Origin of the sequence: Lactobacillus sp. ESL0677, from assembly GCF_029392875.1 — a bacterium.
GTDB lineage: Bacteria > Bacillota > Bacilli > Lactobacillales > Lactobacillaceae > Lactobacillus.
Map to the genome: position 1 here is coordinate 1746142 of NZ_CP113946.1, position 17467 is coordinate 1763608.

Sequence of the window (17467 nt, forward strand, 5' to 3'; positions counted from 1 at the left end):
ACCTTAGCCATCATAGATAAACTCAAACTGTGCTCGGTTTGAATTCATCCTGATGAATCCAAACACTATCTAAAATAGCTAAGATAATAGCAGTTATTCAATTGTAATTCTCGTTTATGATTAATCTCATTCATTGAAAACTACCTCCGACCTTTGATGACAAAATTATAAAATATTTAAAAATTAATGTCAACACCATTTTAAAATTTTAACTATAATTCCAAAATCACGTTAAATACTTCTTGCGGTAATTTAACTTCTCCTTGAGTTGCGCGGCGTTTATTTAAACTTTGCCGTCTTAGTAGCGCTGCTTTTTTGGAGACACTACGTTGCTTGCCGTCAACCGCCGCATTTTTACGCAGTGGCGGAACATCAACGCGAGCAATTGCTTTACCTTCAACAATTGCTTGCACCGGTGTCGGATAAAGCCGGCGCGGTACCGTGTACTTTAATTCTTTGACCAACTTTTGTGCCATTTGCGGTGCATCCCCGCGGTGAACAACAAATGATAGTGAATCGACCGGCGCATAGTTAATATCCACCTCAATTTTAACTAGGTCAGCATCCTCATAATCCAAAAACTCCGTATTAAGTGTGGCATAACCATGCGATACCGACTTTAACTCGGAGAAGAAATGGTAGGCAACTTCAGACAGCGGCATCTTAACGGTCACCAAAATTTGTGCTTCATCATTGTCTAAATCAAGCAACGTGCCCTGATGCTGCTCCACTAATTTTAAAATGGCATTCAAAGTATCACTGGGTGTCATAATTTCGGCTTTAATAAAGGGTTCTGTTACGTGATCAATCAAGCCAAAAGCAGGATATTGCGCTGGATTATTGATTTTCATCGTTTGGCCATTTTTGAGGTAGACGAAGTACGTCACGTTCGGCGCTGTTGTCAAAACATCAATCCCATACTCATCTTGCAACCGTTCACGAATAATTTCCAAATGAAAAGTCCCCAAAAAGCCACAACGAAAGCCTTGTCCTAAGGCTTCTGACCGCTCTTCGACAAAAGAAAATGACGTATCGTTTAAACTCAATTTATTCAGTGCCTGCTTTAATGCTGGAAAGTCATTATTTTTAGGATAAATTCCAGCAAAAACTAACTGTTTAGCTGGTTCATATCCCGGCAGGACCTCTTTAGTTGGTGTCATTTTAGTTGTAACCGTATCGCCAACACGAATTTTTTTTGGATCCTTAATGCCCGTAACAATGTAACCAACCTCACCTGCGTGCAAGTCCTTTTGGGCCTGCATATTCGGAGTTAGTACTCCGATGCCCTTAGGTCGAAACGACAAGTCAGCTTGCATTAATTGCAAATCAGATGCGGCTGTTAACTGACCATCAACCAGGCACACATTAATAATCACTCCTTGGTAAGCATCATAAATTGAATCAAATACTAAGGCTTTAAGCGGCGCGCTACTATCACCACTAGGTGCCGGAATCCGCGTTCTAATGGCCTCAAGTAATTCGGGAACCCCCTGACCAGTTTTAGCAGAAATTAGCAGTGTTTGTGCCGGCGTAAAGGATTTATCCAGCTCAAGTAATTGCTGCTGTGTACGGGCAACATCGGCCGAAGCAATATCCACCTTATTAATCACCGGAATTAAGGCTAAATTGTTTTTCTTAGCAATGCGATAGTTGGCAATCGTCTGCGCCTGAATCCCCTGAGTTGCATCTACTAACAGCAGTGCCCCTTCGGTTGCGGCCAAGCTTTTGGCAACTTCATAATTGAAATCAACATGGCCAGGTGTGTCAATCAGATTATATTCATATTCCTGCCCATCCTGTGCCCGATAAAAATTACGTACAGTCCGCGCCTTAACAGTGACGCCGTGCTCCTGCTCAACTTCCATATCATCCAACATCTGGTCGCTGCGTTCACGCTCACTAACCGTTTTGGTTAACGCCATAATTTGGTCGGCCAAGGTCGACTTGCCGTGATCAATATGAGCAATAATTGCAAAATTACGAATTTGTGCTTGTTTCATTGTGTTTTTGTTCCTCAAAAAATCCTATTAAATAATAACGCATTTGGGCTTCAGCTTCCGCGACTAAATCAATCGTAAAATCGGGATAAGTCAAAGCAACTTGGTGGTGGTTAAAGCTGGCAAGCGAGGACATATTCATCAAGCCACTGATAATTGCGCTTTGGATAATAAATAAATGACTAAATTGTCCTTGAGTTAACAGCTGCTTACTTTTAGTTGCCAGCAATGTTCCCAATTCCTGACTAACCGCATACAACTGGTTGCGGCGCTTAATCGTCTCCGCCATATTGGCTTTACCTTCTAGCACCGGCCCGCGAATGGCATTTAAGCGCACCAATTCCGCATGCCCATTAATTAACTCTCGCGTTGAACTAATCATTAAGTTAGTAAAGTCCGACTGGGTTACTTCACGTTTGAGACTAACCTGCTTGATGATTTTAGTAAAAAAGGCGCAGTAGTCTTCCAGCAAGACACTCATAAATAGGTCTTCCTTGGTTGCAAAATAGTTGAAAACCGTGCCCTTAGCCATTCCCGCTGCATCGGCAATTTGTTTCATCGTAATTTGGGTATAACTTTGCTTGGCAAAAAGCTGCATGGCCGCCTGCATAATTAGTTGGCGTTTGGCACGTTTTTGCTGGACTGTATGAATATTTGGCATTTTTTCACCTCTAACTTAAAGGTATTATTACGCAAAACTGACCAAAGGTCAATTTTAATTAATTAAAAAAGATCAGCTTAACTGATCCTTTTACTTATTGGTTCATCGTTTCAATATCAATTGTCTTATCAACCCAGTCACCTTGGAAAAAGTCGCGCTCGTGACTAACAATAATCACGCCTCCAGGAAAATTAACAATTGCCTTGCGCAGTGCATCCTTAGTATCACGATCCAAGTGGTTGGTCGGCTCATCTAAGAACAACAAGTTGGCTGGTTCAAACTGCATCTTTGCCAGCTTAACCTTTTCTTGTTCACCACCAGACAATTTTTTCAATGGACTCATTGCCTGCTGTGCCGTCACACCCATGCGAGCCAAAGCACCACGTAATTCCTTTGGCTTTTGCCGCTCAAATTCTTCCTGCAAATATTGCAGCGGCGTCATATTGTTATTCGGCCACGTCAAATCCTGCTTAAAATAGGCTAATTTCGCCGTTGTTGATAACTCAAAGTCACCAAAAATTGGTTTTAGTTGCCCTAGCAGAGTTTTAAGCAAAGTAGTTTTCCCAATTCCGTTAAAACCAGTGATGGCCACTTTTTCATTACCGCCAACTGAAAAGTTAAATGCCTCTTTAACAAGAGCGTGGTCATAACCGATTACCAAATCTTGTGTCTGCAGCAATAAGTTAGAAGCCGTTGCAACGTAGGGAAATTCAAATCGCGCACGTCGATTAGACTTCGGTGGTGTCAGAACATCCATGTGGGCTAACTGACGTTCACGTGACTTAGCACTTTTAGAACGTGTTCCCGCCTTATTCTTACGGATATAGGCTTCAGTTTTGGCAATTTTGCGCTGCTGATTAGCATAAGCCTTGAGATAGGTTTCACGATTAGCTTCTTTTTGGCGCATTGCTTGCTTTAAAGTTCCCGTATAGCGCGTGATTGTGCCGACATCAACGTCAATAATGCAGTTGGTAATTCGACCCAAAAAGTCATAGTCGTGGCTAACGACAATAAACGCACCTGCGAAGTCATTTAGATAATCAACCAACCAGTCAATATGTGACACATCAAGATAGTTAGTCGGCTCATCAAGCAGCAAGACATCAGGGTTCTGCAATAATAATTTGGCCAGAATAATTTTCGAACGTTGACCACCAGAAAGCTGCGCCACATCATGATCGTAACCTAGTTCTGCCAAACCAAGTCCCGACGCAACACGCTCGATTTCCGTATCAATACCATAGAAATTATTTTCTTCTAAGTAAGTCTGAACTTTACCGGCCTTTTCAAGTAACTCGGCAGCACCATTCTCGGCATATTTGGCATAAAGCTCATTTAATTCTCGTTCTTTTTGATATAGTGGTGCAAATGCCGTTCGCAAAAAGCCGCGGATTGTTTCACCCGGTGTTAATTTGGCATACTGATCAAGGTAGCCAACATCAACCTTATTCTGCCACTTAACTTGCCCTTCGTCCGGCAACATTTCTCCCGTTAAAATCTTAATTAAGGTTGATTTACCAACCCCATTTTGTCCCGTGACCCCCATGTGATCCTCTTTATTAAGGACAAAATTCGCATTCTCGTACAAAGTTTTATCAACAAAACTTTGACCCAGATTTTTAACCGTTAGTAAACTCATCGTCCATCCCTTTCGAACTAAAACAACTCGCTCTAGTATATAATAAAGTCGCACTTTTGGCTCAAACAAGAAGCTGGCAGCTAAAAATTGTGCCAGCAATCTGAAAATAACTAGCAATAATTACCGTAGCAGACCAACATTAATCATTATGTCACTGCATGTCACTGCATAATAATTAATATTTTTACAATTAGTATTGAATTTCACAATTAATTATGCTTTAATTTATTATATCAAGAAAAGAAAAAATACTAACTATACTATTTTAAAATCTAATAATTTATCAAACTTATAAAATTACTAAATATATAAGTTTTTGCAGTTAAGATCTTGATATTATTAAGTTTATTACCTGCTAGATTAAACACCTAGCAGGATTGAGCAAGATAATATGCTCTATTCATTAAATCACTTACAGAAGCATGCTAGGTTTTAAGCCTAGCATGTTTTCTTTTATAACTAATTCACTAATTACAAAAAAGCCACTGGAATCTTTAAATTCTAGTGGACTTTTTATTTATATCTGCGTTGTTAAAACAGAAAGCATTGCTTCTTAACCATTATTTTTAAAAGTAGACACAAACTTTAAATAAGCTTCCTGCTCGCCAGTTGCGGCAATCTTAATCTGATCATGCGCAAATTCTGCTTCATGCAAGCATTCTTCGGGTAGCGATATCTGGTGGGTCACGGTCGCATTACCAATTAACTCGATCCAGTAACGATTAGCATCAGAGTGGATTTTTGTCTGTACCAATCCCCCAGGATTATAAACTGTCAACAGCTCATCCAGCCCAACCTGCTCTGGATAAGTTAAGTGCCCAGCTAAGCTAGTCGCCGACATTCCCGTTCCACAGGCGTTGGTAAAGCCAACGCCGCGCTCATAAGTCTCCACAAACAACCGATTAGGCGCCAAAATTTGGGCAAAGCTAACATTCACCCCATCTGGAAAATACGGATTAGGTTGATTTAATTGCCGGCCCAACCGGCGCAGTGCTTCGTGAGCCCCATGAACATCATCGACAAAACTGATTAAGTGCGGATTAGGAACCGCTAGCGCAGTAAACTTCAATTTAGCAGCCAGCTTCGGGATCGACTGATTAATAATTTTCGTTAAGGACAAATTATGCCAACCAACTTCACTTGCTGCAAACGACACTGGCGCAATTTCAACACTAAAAGCCGGCACATTAGGGGCCAAGTCTGGATATTGCTGCACATGCAAATTTGCCGCAGCCGTTTGTACTAAAAACTTGCGCTTGTGCAGTTTACTAACTAAATATCGGGTAACTGTGCGCAAACCATTGCCACACATCAATGCTTGTGACCCGTCCTTGTTAAAAATACGCATTCGCGCGACAGCAGTCTGGTTAGTTGCCGGTTCGACAACCAATAGACCGTCGCTGCCACCAAGTAATCCTGTTTTGGTGTCCGTGATTTTAACAGCCAGATGCTCTAATTCAGACGTTGTTAGTGGCTGCACTAGTTTTGTTTGGTCTAGTAAAAAGAAGCTGTTTTGTGACCCATGAACTTTTTCTATATTAATCATTATTCTTTTGCTTTCTGTGTGAAAAAATTATTATAAATTTGTCTAACAGCTGCTGGAGCATCCTTACGTTTAGTTCCCAGCATAATTGAAATTCGTGATGCCCCCTGGTTAATCATGTGAACACCAATATTTCGGGCTGCAAGTGGCTCAATGATTTTAGCCATCACGCCAACTTTGTTCCGCATTCCTTCGCCGACCACCATGATAATGGCATAATCATCAATCCATTCCAGACTATCCGGTTGCAATTCCGTCCGAATTTCCTGACACATCTTTTCGCGAACACCAGCGGTAAATTGGCGATTATCAAAAATCACTGTCAAGTCATCAATTCCTGACGGCATATGCTCGTATGAAATGTGATATTTATAAAAAATTTGCAGCAATTTTAGGGTAAAACCCACCTCTTTGTTTAACAAATATCGGTGTAAGTAAAGTGCCGAAAAGTGGGTTGCAGTCGCTACTCCCGTGATCACGTTGACTGGTTGAAAGTTCTTTGTCGGAACAATCATTGTTCCCTTAAGACGAGGATGGTTAGTATTTTTAACATTAATCGGAATATTAGCCGCAATTGCCGGTAAAATCGCTTCATCGTGAAAAACAGAAAAGCCCGCGTATGATAGTTCTCGCATTTCGCGATAAGTCATTTTGTTAATCGCCCTTGGATGCGCAACAATTGCCGGGTTAGCCGCATAAATTGCGTCAACATCGGTAAAGTTTTCGTACACATCCGCATGAAAGCCGCGAGCTAAAACAGCACCAGTAATATCCGAGCCACCACGAGAAAACGTAGCAATTTGTTTTTGCTTCGTTAAGCCATAAAAGCCCGGCACAATTAGATAGCCAGTTGGCAGATGATACCGCGCTAAATTGTCATAAGTGTCCGGTAAAATCATGGCCGCTTGAGGATTATCTGTCACTTTAATCCCCAATTCTTCACTACCAGCAAAATGTGCATTTAAGTTTAATTTTTGTAATATTAGCGTTAATAAGTGTGCATTTAAGATTTCACCATGTGCTTTAAAAATTGCTAATAAATAATCATCAGTTTGGTATTCTTTTTTTGGTAAGTCCAATAAAATTTGCTTTAGTCTTGTCAATTCTTCACTTGGCACGGAAAAATGATTGCCGATTTCGGCATAGCGTTGCCAAATTTGCTCCTGAATAGCAGACAAACTTTGATTAGCCAGCGTTCTATGCGCGTATTCTATTAGTAAATCTGTTATTTTATAATCATTTTTGTCCCGCTTGCCTGGTGCCGAAGTCACAATGACTTTGCGCTCTGGATCTGCGGTAATAATCTTAATAATTTTTTCAAAATGTGGGCCATCTGCTAATGAACTGCCGCCAAACTTAACTACTTTCATTTTTTGGTCTAATCCTTTTTTATAAAAACTACTGGTAAATTTTTGAAAGATTAGTTGCAATTCTAGCATTTATTTTTTAATCTGCAAGAAAAATATTTTTGGGATTATCAACTGGTTTGATTTTTTAATTAAAATTATTGACAGGTTTCTAAAAATAATATAATATTTAGGCAATCGAAGAGGTCGCGGTGACCATTAGTAAATTAGCTGAGTTTTGCTAAAACTATGAAGCTAATTAAAAGGGGAAACTGCCGAAGCATTAATTTGCAAGCAAAAATTAATAGCTGGGCCATGATTGAACAAATCATGGACTGTCGTAGAAAATCTACGGAGCGCTTCCGACAATTTGATACCAGATATTAATTCAGGTTCTTTTGTTTCAGCGCAAACAAAAGAACCTTTTTTGTTAGCTAATTTGGGAGGAATCAACTTGGTTAACGTTAACTCACAAGGACACTTATCAATTGGCAATTGCGACACACTTGAGCTCGCTAAGGACTTTGGTACGCCGCTTTATGTTTATGATGTCAGCATGATTAGGCAGCAATTACGACACTTTCACAAAGCTTTTGACAAAACCGGTGTCAAATACGCCATCAGTTATGCTAGCAAAGCCTTTGCCATCAGAGCAATCGACCAAGTTATCGCACAAGAAAACGGGCATTTAGATGTTGTTTCAGCCGGCGAATTAATAACTGCTGTTCAAGCTGGATTCCCAATGGAACATGTTAGCTTTCACGGCAACAACAAGTCCCTTGCGGAACTGCAGTTAGCCCTTGACAATCACGTCGGCACAATCATTGTTGATAATTTTTACGAATTAGAATTGTTAAACAAGCTGCTGCCCCAGCAAAAGCAGCCGGTTAACATCATGCTGCGAATTGCGCCCGGTATTTCGGCACATACTCACCGCTACATTCAAACCGGTCAGGTCGACAGCAAATTCGGCTTTGACGTTCAGTCAGGTCAGGCAGAACAAGCACTAAAACAGGTATTACAAAATCCTAAACTGAACTTGCGCGGCTATCACGCTCACATCGGCTCCCAAATTATGGCAGTTGCGGGCTTTACGGCTCTAGTACAAAGAATGGTTCAGCTAGCAGCCACTTGGCAGGAAAAATTTCATTATCAGCCACAGGTTTTAAATTTTGGTGGCGGTTTTGGTATTAAATACACCAACGCCGACCACCCATTAGCCCCGCAGGAGTTTGTTTACGACATGATTCAAACGCTGAAAAAAGAAATCGCTCAAACTAACTTGACTATGCCAGAAGTTTGGCTAGAGCCGGGGCGCTCGATCGTTGGTGAAGCTGGCTACAGCCTCTATACAATCGGGGCGCGCAAAATAATTCCCGGTATTCGCACTTACCTTAGCGTTGACGGTGGCATGGGTGACAATATTCGCCCCGCCCTTTACCAAGCCGAATATCAAGCAGTTTTAGCTGCTAGACCAGAGGCTACGCCAACAGAAACCGTGACAATTGCTGGGCGCTATTGTGAGTCCGGTGACATTCTGATTAAAGATCAGCCGCTACCTGAAAGTACACCCGGTGACATTTTGGCAGTGCTTGCAACGGGAGCTTACGGCTACTCGATGGCTTCCAACTACAATCGTGTAGGTCGTCCAGCCGTTGTCTTTGTGAAAAACGGCCACGCTAAACTCGTCGTCAAGCGCGAATCAATTACGGATTTAACCAGTCTAGACCTAAATTATCTTTAAGTAACATGAGGAAAAGCAATGAAGCAAACTGCACAAGAAATTATTGATTTTATTAGTAACGCACCCAAAAAGACGCCGGTTAAGGTTTACATCCAAGGAAATTTAACTAACCTAACTGTCCCCGAAAGCATTCAGGCTTTTTTAGACGATAAAATTGGGCTTCTGTTTGGTGACTGGGCCGAGATTGAGCCATTTTTAACCGAAAATAAAGCACAAATTACTCACTATCGTCTTGAAAACAATGCTCGTAACTCCGCCGTGCCGCTACTCGACTACACCAAGATTAACGCCCGCATTGAACCCGGTGCGATTATTCGCGACCACGTCAAAATCGGCAAGCAAGCCGTAATTATGATGGGCGCGGTGATTAATATCGGGGCAGAAATTGGCGCTAATACGATGATTGATATGGGAACGGTGATTGGCGGCCGAGCAATTATTGGGCAAAACGTCCACGTCGGCGCTAACGCAGTGGTAGCTGGCGTAATTGAACCAGCATCGGCCGAGCCCGTCAGAATTGGCGACAATGTTCTAGTTGGCGCTGGGGCCACGATACTTGAAGGCATCCAAATTGGCACTGGAGCCGTAATTGGTGCTGGGGCTGTGGTGACCAAAGATGTTGCTCCTAATACCGTCGTTATCGGCGTCCCGGCCAAAGTAATTAAGCAAGTTGACGACCAGACAAAGAGTAAAACTGGTCTGGAAACTAGCTTGCGAAAGCTGTGACTGCATGACCCAATTTAATGAACAAGATTTAATTAAAATTAGACGCCAATTGCACCAAATTCCTGAATTGGCACTAAAAGAAACGGCAACCCAAAAATTATTGTTGCAGCTAATTGATGAATTACCACAGCAATTTTTAACAATCAAGACTTTTCCGCAATTACCAACTGCAATCATGGTTTTTGTTAAAGGGAAAAACACCCAAAAGACAATCGGTTATCGCGCAGACATTGACGGCCTGCCTATTACTGAACAAAACGACCTGTCCTACCAATCGCAGCATCCCGGCATCATGCACGCTTGCGGTCACGACTTACACATGACCATTGCCCTTGGCGCTTTGAGTTATTTTGCCAATCATCAGCCACAAGATAATTTGGTTTTCTTCTTTCAGCCGGCTGAAGAAAGTGAAAGTGGCGCTAAAATCGCGTATGATCAGCACCTGTTTACCGGGCAATTTGCCTTAGACGAAATTTACGCGCTCCACGATACACCGCAATTACCAGTAGGAACAATCGGAACTAGACAGGGAACATTATTTGCTGGAACTACCGAAGTTGACGTTGGTTTCACTGGGCAAGATGGCCATGCCGCCTACCCGCAAAACGCTAACGACATGATTGTTGCCGCTGCGCAATTCATCAGCCAAGTACAAACAATTATTTCACGTAGTATTGATCCGTTAAAAGCCGGTGTTATTACCTTAGGCAAAATGACGGCGGGCAATATTCGTAACGCTATTGCTGGCACGGCACACATTGAGGGGACAATTCGCGGGTTAACTCAAGACATGATTACTTTAATTAAGCAGCGATTGCGCGAAGTAGCTGCTGGCGTGGCCACAAGCTATGGGGCCGACATTAGAATTTGCTTCAATCAAAGCGGCTATTTTCCAGTCGTGAATGACCCACAACTAACTGCAGATTTGATTACTTTTCTTAAGCAATCACCTCAAGTCAACTTTGTCGCAACTGAGCCAGCAATGACCGGCGAAGACTTCGGTTATTTAACCAGCCAAATTCCGGGTGCAATGTTCTGGTTAGGCGTTGGTCAGCACGGCTCGCTGCATTCCGCTACTTTTAATCCTGACGAAGGGGCCATCTTAATAGGCGTCAAAACAGTTACTGGCTTTTTAAAAAGACGAATGAAGAACAATTAATATAGAAAGGATTAACAATGTTATTACAAAATGCAGAGATTTTAACAGCCATCGTCACGCCATTTAACGATGATGGCACAATCAATTATCACGGCCTTGAAGAGTTAGTCAATCACTTAATAGCTCATGGCAGTCAAGGCTTTGTCGTTGGTGGCACCACTGGCGAAGTTGCCACCCTATCTAATGAAGAAAAGCTGGCACTTTATCAAAAATTTGTTGAGATTGCGGCGGGTCGCGTACCGGTTATCGCTGGCACGGGTTCAAACAACACGCAAGCAACAATTGAATTGAGCAAGCAAGTCAGTCAAATCAAGGGACTGGCAGCTCAACTCGTAGTGGTTCCTTACTACAACAAGCCCAACCAACGCGGGATGATCGCCCACTTTACCGCAGTTGCAGCACACTCGAGTTTACCAATCATTATTTATAACATCCCTGGCCGCACCGGTGTCACGATGAGCAATCAGACGATTTTGGAATTAGCTAAAAATCCCCAAATTATCGGCGTTAAGCAGTGCACAACCGTTGAGGACTTGGAATACTTGGTTGAACATGCACCCCATAATTTTCTCATTTTCAGTGGCGAAGACGCGCAAAGTTTAGCAGCCAAAGCAGTCGGTGCTCAAGGGATAATTTCCGTTGCTTCTCACCTCTACGGTGACCAAATGAGCCAAATGTACGCGGCGCTCGATGCTGGGAACATTGCCGAAGCTGGAGCTTGGCAGCGTAAGCTAACACCTAAGATGGCAGCACTATTTATGTTTCCATCGCCATCTGGCGTTAAAGCAGCACTCAATGCCCAAGGCTTTCATACTGGCAGTTGTCGCTTACCCATCGTTAACTTAAATGATGATGAACAAAGGCAACTTGCACACGCTCTTGGAATCGCAAACGGTGACTTAAGTCAGCCAATTAATTTGCAGTTAGGAGTCAACCATGATTAGAGTTTTAATCGCCGGTTTTAACGGGGCAATGGGTCAAAGAGCAGTCAAGTTAGTGCAAAAAGTGCCCAACTACAAGCTAGCTGCAGTCTTATCGCCGCACTTGCATAGCCTAAACCCAAATGACTATAACTTAGACCCTGATGCCGCAGTGTTTACCAGTCTGGCAGACATAACTGGTCAAATTGACATCTGGCTTGATTTCACTACTCCTAGTGCTGTTTATGCTAATACAAAATTCGCACTTGAGCATCAGATGCGGCCAGTTATCGGAACTTCAGGATTAACCGATAAGCAAGTTACCGAACTACAAGACTTGGCTAAGCAACTAAAAGTCGGCGGCATTATTGCACCCAACTTTGGTTTGTCAGCAGTCTTATTAATGAAGTTTGCCAAAATGGCGGCAGCTTACTTCCCTAACGCAGAAATCATCGAAATGCACCACGCTGATAAAAAAGATGCCCCATCGGGCACGGCAATTAAAACTGCTCAGGAAATCGCGCAAAGTCGTGCTTCCCAAGTAGCTGCCAACTTTAACGACAACCCCGCGCGTGGCGGTGACTATTACGGTGTACCAATTCACGCGGTGCGTTTACCCGGTTATGTCGCCCACGAGCAAGTCTTGTTTGGCGGTGCTGGTGAAGCCCTAACTATCAGACAGGACTCATTTGACCGCAACTCATTTATGTCCGGTGTAGAACTAGCTTTAAAGCAAGTTATGCAACTCGACGAGCTGATTGTCGGTCTTGAAAATTTAATTTAACCTAAGGAGTGTATTTTATGCCAGAACTAGCTGCTAATTTAGAACCAATTGTCAATCGCCGGTTATTAACCACGACACCATCAGCCATTCGGAAGTTTGACCAAGAAATCTCTGGAATTCCCGGGATTGTCAAATTAACTGTGGGGGAACCGGACCTAAACACGCCGGAGCACGTTAAACAAGCTGCTATTAACAGTATCAACAATAACGAGTCACACTACGGCAGGCAAATGGGTTCTCTCAAGTTAGATCAGGCAATCAGCGCATACCTAAAACGGAAACAAAATCTAGTTTACGACCCTGAAACAGAAATTATTGTTACAGTTGGCGCAACTGAAGCCATTGCCACCACCATTATTTCTCTCTTTAATGCTGGCGATGAAGTCATTGTCCCTACGCCTACCTTTGCCCTTTACTTTTCGCTGCTGCACCTCTTTGGCATTAAGGCAGTCACCATTAACACGGCCCAAGATGATTTTTTATTGCAGCCAGAGAGATTGACAAAAACGCTAGCAGCTCATCCCCATGCTAAAGGAATTATCTTGAATTATCCTAATAATCCAACTGGCCGTGAATATCCCGAGACTTTGATAAAAAAGCTGGCCGTAATCCTTGAGCAGCACCAGCTCTATGTGCTTTCTGATGAAATTTACAGCGAATTAACGTACGGCACCAAGCATTACTCAATCGCGCGCTGCCTTCCTGAACAAACAATCCTCATCAGCGGTCTGTCAAAGTCCCACGCTATGACCGGCTACCGCGTCGGCTATCTCGCCGCCCCACAAAAAGTAATCAAATTGCTTACGACCACGCACGCGTTACTGGTAACGGCTGTTCCCAATATGACACAAGCTGCCGCCTGCGAGGCATTATCCGTGCGCGGGGATGCCGATCCACAAAAGGCTAACAAAATTTACGCTGAACGCAAAGATCTAATCAGTACCGGGTTAAGTCAATTAGGATTTGAGATTATTCCGCCAGAAGGTGCCTTTTACCTGTTCGCTAAAATCCCCGCTAAGTACGGCACTAACGACTTAACGTTTGCCCGTGAATTAGCACACAGTGCTCGCGTTGGCTGTATACCTGGTAGTGCTTTTGGCGATGGCGGGATTGGTTATGTGCGTTTTTCCTATGCCGCTAGTCCTGAAAAAATTCGTGAAGCACTCAAAAGAATAGCTGATTTTTTAAATAATTAAGGAAGTAATCATCATGAATGGATATAATGTTGCAATTTTAGGCGCCACTGGGGCTGTCGGTGGCCGCCTGATTAGTCAGTTGGCAGAATCGAATATCCCTGTTAAAAATTTACGGCTGCTTGCATCCGCAAGATCGGCTGGCAAAGTTCTAAAATTTAAAAATGAACCCTTAACGGTGGAAGAAACCACCCCGGATTCATTTAAAAATATTGATTTAGTTTTGGCTTCCGCCGGTGGAAGTGTCTCACAGAAGTTCCTCCCCATTGCCGTTCAAAATGGCGCCGTTTGCGTCGACAACACCAGTGCCTTCCGCATGGAACCCGATGTTCCACTAGTAATCCCAGAAGTTAATCGTGCAGCGCTGAAAAAACATCACGGGATTATTGCCAACCCCAACTGCTCAACCATCCAAATGGTAATCGCCTTAGCGCCAATCTACCATGCCTTCGGCCTGAAACAGGTTATCGTTTCAACCTACCAAGCGGTTTCTGGCGCAGGTCAAGCGGCGTGGAACGAAATGTTGCACCAAGCACAGCAGCGCCTGAACAATGAACCAATGACTGCCGACATTACACCGGTTAAAGGCGAGCCGCACCATTATCCATTAGCCTTTAACCTCCTACCGCAAATCGACGTTTTTGAAGATAATGGCTACACGCACGAAGAATGGAAGATGATTCATGAAACTAAAAAGATTCTGCTGGACGACATGGACAGTCCCGACATTAAGGTCACAGCAACCTGCGTTAGAGTTCCCGTCGAATTAGGCCATGGCGAGTCGGTCTACATTGAAGTCGCTGATCAACACGCAACTGCTGCCGACTTACGGCAGCAACTAGCACAGATGCCAGGGGTTGTTGTTCAAGATAATCCGGCAGAGCAGCTCTACCCACAACCATTAACTGCAGCTGGCAAACGTGAAACCTTTGTCGGCCGTCTACGTGCCGATGAAGAAAATCCCGGTGCCTTCAATATGTGGGTTGTTTCCGATAATTTGCTTAAAGGCGCGGCATGGAACACAGTCGAAATCGCTGAATGCTTAGTCGAAGACAATTTAATTTAATCAAAAAAGCAATACCTGATTCAAAATCAGATATTGCTTTTTATATGTGGCTAATTAATCTGCATAAACATACGAAACATAAATTTGACCATTATCCAGTACATGAGCACCAATTCCAATTGATTTCATATCTGTTATCAAACACTTTTTTAATAATGCAAAAGCAGCATCAGCTGTTGTCACAGAAGACCCATCAAATGACAGTGCTCCACTAGCTCCACCATAACCTTCAAGGTTATGCTGATCAAGATAGTAATCAATATCATGAGCTACTTCATCATCATAAGCATGATATTGATCCACATATTCTTGTACTGCATTATCATAATCAGAATTATCTGTTAATACTGCTAATCCCTGGTTCTTACGTTCAGCATTAATATCTTTTAATAGTTCTTGTCTAAAGTCATTGATAGAAAACTTTTTGGCAACACTATCGCCTATATTTGATACAACAATCTGCTTACCATCTGCATCTTTGCCTGGATTGAAGGTGTTGCCGTTACTATCTGCTCCATTAATGAAATAGGATGATACATGAACATAATGAATACTATATTCTGTTCCATTATTCGGATCATCAAGTCTTGTTACACTAAGACCAAAGTAAAATTCTTCATCATCAAATGAACTTGATCCCATAGTTCCAAGTAAATCACCAGCATGATGCCATTCGCAATTTTGTAGATTACTTGGAGTAGTTTCAGCATTAACACGACCAAAAAGCATCATTGTTAAGCCTTGATAAATATGCTTCTTGAGCTCAGACAATGACATCTGCTTACTTCCGTAACCCCAGCCAGTCATATCTTCAATCCAATTATCTTTTATGGTATTTAAACCATTTTCTTTACAGGCAGCAACGATTCCTGGAATATCATGTTTACCATCAAATACTGAAGTACCATGAGCATTATATTGAGCAGCTATGTCCTCAGCTAACTTTTGCACACCTGTACTTTGAATCCATGGCTTTAAGCCTACGTCTGCTCGTGCTTCATTAATTAATCTTAAAGTATAAGAAATTACTTTTTGTGCTTGTTCTGGAGTTAAATTAGTTGGATCAACAATTGTAGTATCATCGCCTACTTCATCAATCACATCCGTACTATCAAAATCATTAGTCTTCATACCCTCTTGACATGCCTTAATGAATGCAGCATTTGTATGACCTTCATACGCCTTACGCAATTCATCTCTAGTATAGCCTGCAGGTAATTTAATTGTAGCTTTTGGACTATTATTTGGCTTATTAGGCGTTGTAGTGCCACTACCTGGTTTATTGTTGTCACTTGGCATTGTTGTACCGGAGTTATTGCCATTACCTGGTTTATCGCTGTTGCCTGGTGTCGTACTGCCGGAGTTACTACCATTGCCTGGCTTATTGTTGTCACCTGGCGTTGCACTGCCAGAGTTACTGCCATTACTTGGCTTGTTGCCGTCACTCGGTTTACTACTGCCAGAGCTGTTGCCGTTACTTGGCTTGTTGTTGTCACTTGGCTTATTACTACCGGAGTTGTTACTATTACCCGGTTTATTGCCGTCACTTGGCTTATTATTATCGGAGTTGTTACCATTGCTTGGTTTATTGCTGTCACTTGGCTTATTACTGCCGTTACTTGGTTTGTTATTGTCTCCTGGCGTTGTACCGGAGTTGCTACCATTGCTTGGCTTGTTATTATCGCCTGGCGTTGTACCGGAGTTGCTACCATTGCTTGGCTTGTTATTATCGCCTGGCGTTGTACTACCTGAGTTACTGCCATTACTTGGTTTGTTATTGTCGCCTGGGGTGGTGCTGCCAGAGTTGCTACCATTGCTTGGCTTGCTGTTATCACTTGGCTTATTACTGCCAGAGTTATTGCCGTTACTTGGTTTGTTATTGTCTCCTGGCGTTGTACCGGAGTTGCTACCATTGCTTGGTTTATTACTATTACTTGAAGTAGTGCCAGAGTTATTACCACCTGCTGGTGCACTGCTGCCACTTGGTGTGGTAGTACCAGAAGTGTTGCCAGATGTACTACCATTGCCTAGTATGGTAGTACTGCCTGAAGTATTGCCACTAGCTGGAGTATTACTATCACTTGGTGTTGTGTTACCAGCTGGTGCTGGAGTCATATTCACCGTTGAGCTATTTTTAGCTGGTATGTACTTGCCGTTACCTAAAGAATAGTACTTCTTGCCTTTGATGGTCTTAGTACCATAGACTTTGACAGTTTTCCCCTTCTTAACTGACTTTTTGCCAATACGCTTGCCCTTGCTACTGTAAATTGCAGAGGTCTTAATTACCTTAACTTTTTGTGCAATCTTAACTTTACTTGCCAAAACATATTTACCATTACCTAAATTGTAATATGTCTTACCCTTAATTACTTTAGTACCATAAACTTTAATAGTTTTGTTCTTCTTTAAAGACTTCTTGCCAATCTTTTTACCTTTACTGTTGTAAAGATATGACTTCTTAATCATCTTGGCAGTCTTTGAAGCTGTCTTGGCCTTTTTTACATCAGTTTGCGTGGTCTTAGGAGCTGCATTAACTACAGTGTTGTTAGTCAATGCCAATCCACCCAGCATCCCGCCAAGCGCTGCAGTTCCTACTAATACATTACGAGTTACTTTTTTGTTATTTCTCAAGAAAGTTTTTATCAACTTTTTCTTTCCCTGATAATTCAATACTAAACCCTCCTATACG

At 42.5% G+C, this 17467-nt stretch carries 13 protein-coding genes and 1 riboswitch; of the genes, 7 read left to right on the top strand and 6 right to left on the bottom strand.

Translation table 11 applies throughout. The features are described from left to right. Positions 1–212 precede the first annotated feature (212 nt). From lepA to OZX76_RS08590, 5 genes are all read right to left on the bottom strand, one after another. The gene (gene lepA / locus OZX76_RS08570; protein ID WP_277179466.1) at positions 213–2000 is read right to left on the bottom strand and encodes a translation elongation factor 4; all 1788 of its coding nucleotides are present in this window, start codon (positions 1998–2000) and stop codon (positions 213–215) included. Further along, positions 1978–2658, bottom strand: coding sequence for a TetR/AcrR family transcriptional regulator (locus tag OZX76_RS08575; RefSeq protein WP_277179468.1), 681 nt, complete (start codon positions 2656–2658; stop codon positions 1978–1980). Before OZX76_RS08575 ends, lepA begins: the two co-directional genes overlap by 23 nt. Positions 2659–2752: 94 nt before the next feature. Next, positions 2753–4297 carry an ABC-F family ATP-binding cassette domain-containing protein gene (locus tag OZX76_RS08580; protein WP_277179470.1) on the bottom strand — a complete coding sequence of 515 codons (1545 nt, stop codon included), beginning with the start codon at positions 4295–4297 and terminating at the stop codon, positions 2753–2755. Between the two features lie 553 nt (positions 4298–4850). Further along, positions 4851–5843: a diaminopimelate epimerase gene (gene dapF / locus OZX76_RS08585; RefSeq protein ID WP_277179472.1), complete on the bottom strand. Its 993-nt coding sequence runs from the start codon at positions 5841–5843 to the stop codon at positions 4851–4853. Further along, a complete protein-coding gene (locus OZX76_RS08590; RefSeq protein WP_277179474.1) occupies positions 5843–7210 on the bottom strand; it encodes an aspartate kinase in 1368 nt (455 codons plus the stop codon). The genes dapF and OZX76_RS08590 overlap by 1 nt, the downstream gene beginning before the upstream one ends. A 169-nt stretch (positions 7211–7379) precedes the next feature. Beyond that, positions 7380–7556, top strand: a riboswitch (Lysine riboswitch). Positions 7557–7640: 84 nt separating this feature from the next. On the opposite strand from OZX76_RS08590, the gene lysA reads away from it, so the two are divergent. From lysA to OZX76_RS08625, 7 genes are read left to right on the top strand one after another with little or no spacing between them, the layout of a single operon-like run. Beyond that, positions 7641–8930, top strand: a complete 1290-nt coding sequence (gene lysA, locus OZX76_RS08595; protein WP_277179476.1) for a diaminopimelate decarboxylase — start codon at positions 7641–7643, stop codon at positions 8928–8930. Between the two features lie 18 nt (positions 8931–8948). After that, the gene (gene dapD / locus OZX76_RS08600; RefSeq protein WP_277179478.1) at positions 8949–9656 is read left to right on the top strand and encodes a 2,3,4,5-tetrahydropyridine-2,6-dicarboxylate N-acetyltransferase; all 708 of its coding nucleotides are present in this window, start codon (positions 8949–8951) and stop codon (positions 9654–9656) included. Positions 9657–9660: 4 nt separating this feature from the next. Next, complete coding sequence (locus OZX76_RS08605) at positions 9661–10815, top strand: N-acetyldiaminopimelate deacetylase (RefSeq protein WP_277179480.1); 1155 nt, start codon at positions 9661–9663, stop codon at positions 10813–10815. Positions 10816–10832: 17 nt separating this feature from the next. Next, entirely contained in the window at positions 10833–11759 is a 927-nt protein-coding gene (gene dapA, locus OZX76_RS08610) for a 4-hydroxy-tetrahydrodipicolinate synthase (protein ID WP_277179482.1), read from the top strand. Then, on the top strand, positions 11752–12519 hold the full coding sequence (dapB, locus tag OZX76_RS08615; RefSeq protein WP_277179483.1) for a 4-hydroxy-tetrahydrodipicolinate reductase: 768 nt from the start codon (positions 11752–11754) through the stop codon (positions 12517–12519). Before dapA ends, dapB begins: the two co-directional genes overlap by 8 nt. 17 nt (positions 12520–12536) lie before the next feature. Beyond that, on the top strand, positions 12537–13715 hold the full coding sequence (locus OZX76_RS08620) for an aminotransferase class I/II-fold pyridoxal phosphate-dependent enzyme (RefSeq protein WP_277179485.1): 1179 nt from the start codon (positions 12537–12539) through the stop codon (positions 13713–13715). Between the two features lie 10 nt (positions 13716–13725). Then, positions 13726–14778 (top strand): aspartate-semialdehyde dehydrogenase, encoded by a 1053-nt coding sequence (locus tag OZX76_RS08625; protein WP_277181539.1) that lies wholly within the window; start codon positions 13726–13728, stop codon positions 14776–14778. 54 nt (positions 14779–14832) lie between these two features. Here the strand turns inward: OZX76_RS08625 and OZX76_RS08630 are convergent, their stop codons facing one another. Next, complete coding sequence (locus tag OZX76_RS08630) at positions 14833–17448, bottom strand: SEC10/PgrA surface exclusion domain-containing protein (RefSeq protein WP_277179487.1); 2616 nt, start codon at positions 17446–17448, stop codon at positions 14833–14835. Positions 17449–17467: the final 19 nt, after the last annotated feature.